The following is a 7,225-nucleotide window of genomic DNA, read 5'->3' on the forward strand; positions in this document are numbered from 1 at the left end:
TCTCCTTCGAATATGTCGCGGGGCGCCTCGCCGAGATCGCGCCCGAGCTCGCGGGCAAGCGCACCGTCATCGCGCATCTCGGCAATGGCGCCAGCCTCTGCGCGCTGCGCGACGGCCGCAGCATCGACACCACGATGGGGCTGACGCCGCTCGACGGTCTCGTGATGGGCACACGCTCAGGCACGATCGATCCCGGCGTCCTGCTCTATCTGCAACAGCACGAGAACATGTCGGTCGAGGATGTCCAGCACCTGCTCTATCACGAGTCCGGCCTCTTCGGCGTCTCCGGCCTCTCCGCGGACATGCGCACACTGCTCGCGAGTAGCGAGGTTGCTGCGCGAGAGGCGGTCGATCTGTTCGTCTTCCGGGCGGCACAGCAGATCGCGATGATGGCCACCACGCTTAAAGGACTGGACTGTCTGGTCTTCACCGGCGGGATCGGCGAACACGCGAAGGAGATCCGCGGCGCGATCGGCGAGCGCCTGGCGTGGCTCGGCGTGCGGATCGATGCGGCTGCGAATGATGAAGCGCGCGAGCGGATCGGCGGAAGAGGCAGTGCCGTCGAAGTGTTCGTCATTCCGACGAATGAGGAACAGGTGATGGCACGGCATTGCGTCGCGATGCTGCGGACGAAAACCCAGGTATCGTAGGGTGGGCAAAGCGAAGCGTGCCCGCCACCTCTGTCTGGTGGGCACGGCGCAAGTGCGCCTTTGCCCACCCTACGATATCAGACTCGCGGAGAGACAGCCCTCTCGCCGCCCTAATGTGTCCCCGACAATATCTGAAAACACCCGATCGCGACCTCGATCACGATCAGCACCACCACCGCGATCTCGAGGCGCAGCGAGCGCTGGGTGTCGATGATGTCGGTGAGCGCGTTGGCGGTCTCCGACACCGCGGTGAGCTTGCGCTCGAGCGTGTCGAGGCGCTCCTTCAGTTCGTATTCGTCTTCGAGACGGGAATAGAGCCGGTCGAGCTCGGGCTTCTCCCAGAGCACGTCGGGCTTCTCGGCGATCGCGACGCGACCGGCGACGCGCTGCTGCACCAGCAATGCATTGCCGATCAGTTGCAGAACGCCCTTGCGCCGGCGCGGCGTGCGGCCGTGTTCGGCGAGCTCCCGCGCAAAGGGCTCGATCACATCGAAGACCGCGGCGACGCGGCGCTCGTCGCGCGCCAGCGACGTGCTCTTGGCGAGCGCGTCCACGATCAGCAGCAGCCGGTCGTCGGAGAATTTGGCGAGGCAGATCGGGCCGCCCGGTTGGATCGCCTCGGCGGCTTCGTCGTGGCAGAGCTGGGCCTGCGCGATCTCCTCCTCATAGGGGCTGAGCTCGCCGATGACGCGGGGCTTCAGGCTGTCGATCAGCACCTTCTCCTCCGAAGGAAGGAGACCGATCAGCACCACGACGCCGCAGCGAAAGATCACCGCTAGGCCGGCATGGACGCGGAAGGCCGCCGGCATCGAGGAGACGGTCGCCCCCAGTTCGAGCCCGGAGGGATTGATGCGCTCACCCAGCATCACGGCGCGGATCCGCAAGGTCGGCGCACCGTCCGGCTTGGGAGATGTCGGCAGCGTGTTAACAGCAAGTTGATCGGCGTTCATGCGAAGCCCTTGTCAGCATCGTGAATTGCAGGGTTTTCCTGCTCGCCCGTACGCTATCGCATCCGCCTCTTGCAGGATTGCGACCGGCCCGCGCGCCGTGCAATGTTGCGGCAAAACTCCGCACTAATACGGTCAGGACGCACGCCGCCGAAACATTCGGCAATATCGCCACCCCGTGCGGACATATTTGGATGCGACCTCTCTGGCAGTTTACCATCGCGTGCCGAAGCGCGTCCGAAAAGTTGCACTCGGCAGCGCTGCATGTTTATGACAACATCATAACGAGCTACGCTTCTCCCGAAGTGCAGACATTGAAGCTTCAATCATGCTGAGCGTCATCATTCCGACCGAAGGCGTCGAGCAGACTGCGGTGGCGACTCTGGCCGCGCTGGTCCCCGGCGCCGCCGCCGGCATCATCCGGGAAGTGCTGCTGGTCGACGGCACCCGCAACGGCGTCATCGAGCGCGTTGCCGACGTCGCAGGCTGCCGTTTCGTGGGCTTCGAGGGATCCTCGCAAGGCGCCGCGCTCGCAGCCGGCGCACTCCAGGCACGCTCGCCGTGGCTGATGTTCCTGCCCGCGGGCGCCGTGCTGGAAACCGGCTGGATCGAGGAAACCACCCAGTTCATCCAGGCCGTCGCGACCAGCGGACGGGACCGTGCTGCGGTATTCCGCTATGCGCGCTCGCCTTACGCGGATAGCGGATTGCGCGACATCCTCCGCGCCGTCGCGCGCAAGCTTATCGGCCCGCTCAGCGACCAGGGACTTTTGATCGCGCGAGACCACTACGACCGGATCGGCGGCTACCCGCCGCAGGCTCGACGCCCCGAAGCGCGGCTGCTCCGGCGGCTCGGCCGCTCGTCCCGGACCATGCTGCGCAGCCGGATCGTCATGACGGGCTGAAGCTCAGATACTTGCCAAGGTCAAATAATTAATTGACAATGGCAAATATCGAGGTGTCCCATGCCATCCAGCTCTTCGCCATTAACCCCGGCGGCCGAACCGGTCGCCGGCGATCACATCGCAGCGGTCCGCGCCTTCAACCGCTTCTATACCCGCAAGCTCGGTGTGCTCGACCAGCACCTTGGAAAGACCCCGTTTTCGCTGAGCGAGGCCCGGGTGCTCTATGAACTCGCGCATCGCGACGACCTGGCGGCAAAACAGATCGGGCTCGAGCTGGGTCTCGACCCCGGCTATCTCAGCCGCATCGTCCAAAACTTCGACGAAAAGGGGCTGATCACGCGAAAGCCCCTGCCCGCGGATCGCAGGCAATACCAGCTCAGCCTCACCGCCAAGGGCCGCCAGACCTACGCCAAGCTGAACCTGAGCTCGCAAAACGAGGTCGCCGCCATGCTGGCTCAGCTTTCGGCCGACGATGCCACGCGGCTTACGCAGGCCATGGCGACCATCGAGGCGGTACTTGAGCAACGTCGAACCCAGCCCGCTTCTTTCATGCTGCGCAGCCATCGTGTCGGCGACATGGGCTGGGTCACCTCCCGCCAGGCCGCCGCCTATGCAGCGGACTACAACTGGGACATCAGCTACGAGGCGCTGGTCGCCGAGATCTGCGCACAGTTCATCAGGAACTACGACGCCACGCGCGAGCACTGCTGGATCGCGGAAGTGGGTGGCGAGCCGGTCGGCTCGATCTTTCTGGTCAAGGCCACGGACGAGATCGCCAAGCTGCGCCTGCTGCAGGTGGAGAAGAAAGCGCGGGGCCTCGGCGTCGGCCGCGCGCTGGTCGAGCAATGCATCCAGGGCGCGCGGGAGAGGGGTTACAGCAGGATGACGCTGTGGACGCAGAGCATCCTGGTGGCCGCGCGCGGCATCTATCAAAGTGCAGGCTTCAAGCTCGTGAGGGAAGAGAAGCACCACAGCTTCGGTGCCGATCTGATTGGCGAGACGTGGGAGCGGGATCTCTAGCTGCACGAAGCGAGATGCGCATGAATGCGCCCTTGCCCCTTGCGGGAGAGGGCAGCTCAACTGGCAGACACAGGCTCGCTTGGGTGAGGGGTATGTCTCCGCGAGTCAGGTACGTAGGGTGGCCAAAGGCGCGCGAGCGCCGTGCCCACCAATCCAGCGCTACTGTGGTGGGCACGCTCCGCTTTGCCCACCCTGCGGTACTGATCGTGTGGAGAGATGCCGGAGTGCTATCCGCACTTACACCGTCGCGCCTTGCGCCTTCGGCCTTCGCAGATGCTCGTCCAGGCGTGGCATGATCTCGACGAAATTGCAGGGTCGCGTGCGGTAGTCGAGCTGGGCTGCAAGGATGCCGTCCCAGCCGTCGCGGCAGGCGCCGGGGGAGCCTGGCAGGCAGAAAATGTAGGTCGCACCCGCGACGCCCGCTGTGGCGCGGCTCTGGATCGTCGACGTCCCGATCTTGGCGTGGCTCAACATGTGGAACGCGATCGAGAAACCGTCCATGCGTTTTTCGAACAGCGGCTCGATCGCCTCCGGCGTGACGTCGCGCCCGGTAAAACCGGTGCCGCCGGTGGTGATGACGACGTCGACGCCGCCATCTGCGATCCAGCGGCGGATCACGGCGCGGATGGCTTCGACGTCGTCGGTGACGATCTCGCGCGCTGCGAGATGATGGCCGGCAGCCAGGAGGCGGTCGGCGAGCGTCTGGCCGGACTTGTCGTCGGCCAGCGCACGCGTGTCGGACACGGTGAGCACCGCGATGTTGAGCGGAACAAACTGTTTCGTTTCATCGATGGAAGCCATAGCGCTGCACCTTCTCTCAACACCCACCGCCGTCATCCTGAGGTGCGCGCCTTGCGGTGCAAGCGCACCGCAAGCCTCGAAGGATGAGCCGCGGGCTGCGCCATCCTTCGAGGCGCGCAAGGGGCGCGCACCTCAGGATGACGCCACTACTCCCGGATTCCCACATGCGCAATTGCGCATCATAGTTCACGCTACGCGCGTCCCGGAGCGACAGGCTACTACGTCCCGCCCCCGAACGTATTGCAGGCCTGGACCGTGCCCTGCTGATAGCCGGTCATGAACCACTGCTTGCGTTGCGCGGCCGAACCATGGGTGAAGGAATCCGGCACGACGCGTCCGGTGGCCTGGCGCTGCAGCGTGTCGTCGCCGATCGCGCTCGCCGTGGTCAGCGCGGCGTCGATGTCGCCGGCTTCCAGGAAGTTCGGCCGCTTTTTCGCCTCCCGATTGACCCAGACCCCGGACAGGCAGTCGGCCTGCAATTCGACCTTCACCTGGAGCGCATTGGCCTCCGCCTTGCTGCCGGCCTGCTGCTGCAGCCGCGTCACGCGCGGAATGATGCCGAGCAGGTTCTGGATGTGATGGCCGGCCTCGTGCGCGATGATGTAGGCGGTGGTGAAATTGCACGCCGACTTGCCGGAGCAGCCGCGGAAGCGCGTCTCGACCTCGCGGAAGAACGAGGTATCGAGGAAGATGGTGCGATCCGGCGGACAATAGAACGGGCCCATCGCCGACTCCGCCCGGCCGCAGCGGCCGCCATTGGTGACGTTGCGGAACAGCACGACCTTCGGACCGGTGTAGGACTGGCCCGAGGCCTGGAAGATTTCGCTCCAGCGATCGTCGATCTCGCCGAGGATGCCGGAGATCATGCTGCCCATCTCGTCGGTCGGCGCGCCGCGCTTGGCGGAGGTGGACTGACGATCGGTCTGGTAGCTCGGCGCCTGGCCGCCGCCGGTGAGGATCTCGGCGCCGCCGATCAGGATGCGCGGATCGATGCCGAAGGCGTAGCCGACCAGGCCAAGCACGATGATGGTGCCGATGCCGAGCCCGCCGCCGCCCATCGGCAGCCCGAACCCACCTCCTCCACCGCCACCGCCACCGCCACCATCATCGCGACGATCCTCGATGTCGTCGCTGCGGCGGAAATCATCGTAGCGCATGGCGGGTTTTCCTCAGTCCTCGATTGGCGTCATTCGGCGCAGAAGCGCGAAAGCTCAACGCGCCACACAGGTAAAATTTCCGTTGCCTTTATCAATATCGTGGCCGGCAAAAATTGCCTAGTGCGGCAACATGCCGATGCCAGCAATTTTTTCCGAGGGTCGAGCAATTTTTTCCGAGAGAAATTCGACGCCTTTTTGGGGCCATGATCGCTCCCGCAATGCGACGAAACGCGAAATACACTGCAAAACACGACGAATGCGCATGATGAATCGCACGCGAGGAGTGATGCGCGGCCTGCTCACGAAAGCGGCGGGTTAAGTCGATTTTTACTTTGCCGCTTCATTGTAACGGTCAGTCGGTTGTTTGGTCCCGCGTCGCCGACAGCGTCGCCTGAGTCAGAGTTCTTGAGTCATGGTAGAGTCGCGTCGCGGGGCGTCTGCAAGGGCGCCCCGCACAAATTTCGAGTCTCCTTCGCATCGCATCATTCTCGGCGATTGCGTCGCCGAGATGTCGAAGCTTCAGGCCGGTTCGGTCGACCTTGTGTTCGCCGATCCGCCCTACAATCTCCAGCTCAAGGGCGATCTCAAGCGCCCCGACGAATCCCATGTCGACGCCGTCGATGACGACTGGGACAAGTTCGATTCGTTCTCCGCCTATGACGATTTCACCCGCGCCTGGCTGCTGGCGGCCCGCCGCGCGATGAAGCCGTCGGCGACGATCTGGGTGATCGGCTCCTACCACAACATCTTCCGCGTCGGCGCGATCATGCAGGACCTCGGCTTCTGGCTCCTGAACGACATCGTCTGGCGCAAGTCGAACCCGATGCCGAATTTCCGCGGCCGCCGCTTCACCAACGCGCACGAGACCATGATCTGGGCCGCGCGCGACGAAAAGGCCAAGGGCTACACGTTCAATTACGAGGCGCTCAAGGCCGCCAACGAGGACGTGCAGGCGCGTTCCGACTGGCTGATCCCGCTCTGCACCGGCGAGGAGCGCCTCAAGGGCGCCGACGGCAAGAAAGTGCATCCGACGCAGAAGCCGGAAGGCCTGCTCGCGCGCGTGCTGCTGTCGTCGTCGAAACCCGGCGATCTCGTGATCGATCCTTTCAACGGCACCGGCACCACCGGTGCGGTCGCAAAGCGCCTCGGCCGCTCCTATATCGGCTTCGAGCGCGATAAGACCTACGCCAAGGCCGCCGAAGCGCGCATCGCCGCGGTCGAGCCGCTGCCGGAGGCGAGCCTTGCCCCGTTCATGACCGCGCGCGAAGCGCCGCGGGTCGCGTTCTCCGAACTGATCGAACGCGGCATGATCATGCCCGGCACGAAGCTGTTCGACGCCAAGAAGAAGCTCGGCGCATTGGTTCGCGCCGACGGCGCCATCATGTTCGGCGACAAGGTCGGCTCGATCCACCGCATGGGCGCGGTGGCGCAAGGCGCGCAGGCCTGCAACGGCTGGACGTTCTGGCACATCGAGACCAAGAGGGGTCTCAAGCTGATCGACGAGCTGCGCGCCGAAATCCGCGCCGGCATGGCGGCGGAGTAGCCGCTTCCGATCTCGTAGGGTGGGCAAAGGCGCCCTTGCGCCGTGCCGACCGAACCTTTCCGACAAAATGCAGATTGGTGGGCACGGCGCTTCGCGCCTTTGCCCACCCTTGTATTAGGGCGATCGATTATATTGAGCCGTTCCGTGAGGAATGGCCCAGCCCGGGTGGCCGCCCGAGCTGGGTCGCCGTTCGATCGGATCGG

At 64.7% G+C, this 7,225-nt stretch carries 7 protein-coding genes; 4 read left to right on the plus strand and 3 right to left on the minus strand.

The features are described 5' to 3' along the window. The coding region (locus MOV74_RS26730) for an acetate/propionate family kinase (RefSeq protein ID WP_404979179.1) at positions 1-650 on the plus strand (650 nt) is incomplete at its 5' end. Positions 651-760: 110 nt separating this feature from the next. On the opposite strand, the gene MOV74_RS26735 is transcribed toward MOV74_RS26730, so the two are convergent. Beyond that, positions 761-1,600 carry an RMD1 family protein gene (locus MOV74_RS26735; RefSeq protein WP_246929454.1) on the minus strand — a complete coding sequence of 280 codons (840 nt, stop codon included), beginning with the start codon at positions 1,598-1,600 and terminating at the stop codon, positions 761-763. Between the two features lie 325 nt (positions 1,601-1,925). Between MOV74_RS26735 and MOV74_RS26740 the strand changes: the two genes are divergently transcribed. Together MOV74_RS26740 and MOV74_RS26745 are read left to right on the plus strand one after the other, a co-directional pair. Further along, positions 1,926-2,501 carry a glycosyl transferase gene (locus tag MOV74_RS26740; protein ID WP_246929455.1) on the plus strand — a complete coding sequence of 192 codons (576 nt, stop codon included), beginning with the start codon at positions 1,926-1,928 and terminating at the stop codon, positions 2,499-2,501. Between the two features lie 60 nt (positions 2,502-2,561). Next, on the plus strand, positions 2,562-3,521 hold the full coding sequence (locus MOV74_RS26745; RefSeq protein WP_246929456.1) for a helix-turn-helix domain-containing GNAT family N-acetyltransferase: 960 nt from the start codon (positions 2,562-2,564) through the stop codon (positions 3,519-3,521). Between the two features lie 237 nt (positions 3,522-3,758). Here the strand turns inward: MOV74_RS26745 and moaB are convergent, their stop codons facing one another. Continuing rightward, positions 3,759-4,322, minus strand: coding sequence for a molybdenum cofactor biosynthesis protein B (moaB, locus tag MOV74_RS26750; protein WP_246929458.1), 564 nt, complete (start codon positions 4,320-4,322; stop codon positions 3,759-3,761). 218 nt (positions 4,323-4,540) lie between these two features. Beyond that, the gene (locus MOV74_RS26755) at positions 4,541-5,479 is read right to left on the minus strand and encodes a neutral zinc metallopeptidase (protein WP_246929461.1); all 939 of its coding nucleotides are present in this window, start codon (positions 5,477-5,479) and stop codon (positions 4,541-4,543) included. 412 nt (positions 5,480-5,891) lie between these two features. Between MOV74_RS26755 and MOV74_RS26760 the strand changes: the two genes are divergently transcribed. Further along, positions 5,892-7,022, plus strand: a complete 1,131-nt coding sequence (locus MOV74_RS26760; RefSeq protein WP_309486836.1) for a site-specific DNA-methyltransferase — start codon at positions 5,892-5,894, stop codon at positions 7,020-7,022. Positions 7,023-7,225: the final 203 nt, after the last annotated feature.

This window comes from Bradyrhizobium sp. SHOUNA76 (assembly GCF_023006445.1).
Lineage (GTDB): Bacteria > Pseudomonadota > Alphaproteobacteria > Rhizobiales > Xanthobacteraceae > Bradyrhizobium.

Bases quoted from the DNA above. Each gene is read 5' to 3' on its own strand.
- MOV74_RS26735 (WP_246929454.1), bottom strand. From the start codon at position 1,600: ATGAACGCCGATCAACTTGCTGTTAACACGCTGCCGACATCTCCCAAG.
- MOV74_RS26740 (WP_246929455.1), top strand. From the start codon at position 1,926: ATGCTGAGCGTCATCATTCCGACCGAAGGCGTCGAGCAGACTGCGGTG.
- MOV74_RS26745 (WP_246929456.1), top strand. From the start codon at position 2,562: ATGCCATCCAGCTCTTCGCCATTAACCCCGGCGGCCGAACCGGTCGCC.
- moaB (WP_246929458.1), bottom strand. From the start codon at position 4,322: ATGGCTTCCATCGATGAAACGAAACAGTTTGTTCCGCTCAACATCGCG.
- MOV74_RS26755 (WP_246929461.1), bottom strand. From the start codon at position 5,479: ATGCGCTACGATGATTTCCGCCGCAGCGACGACATCGAGGATCGTCGC.
- MOV74_RS26760 (WP_309486836.1), top strand. From the start codon at position 5,892: ATGGTAGAGTCGCGTCGCGGGGCGTCTGCAAGGGCGCCCCGCACAAAT.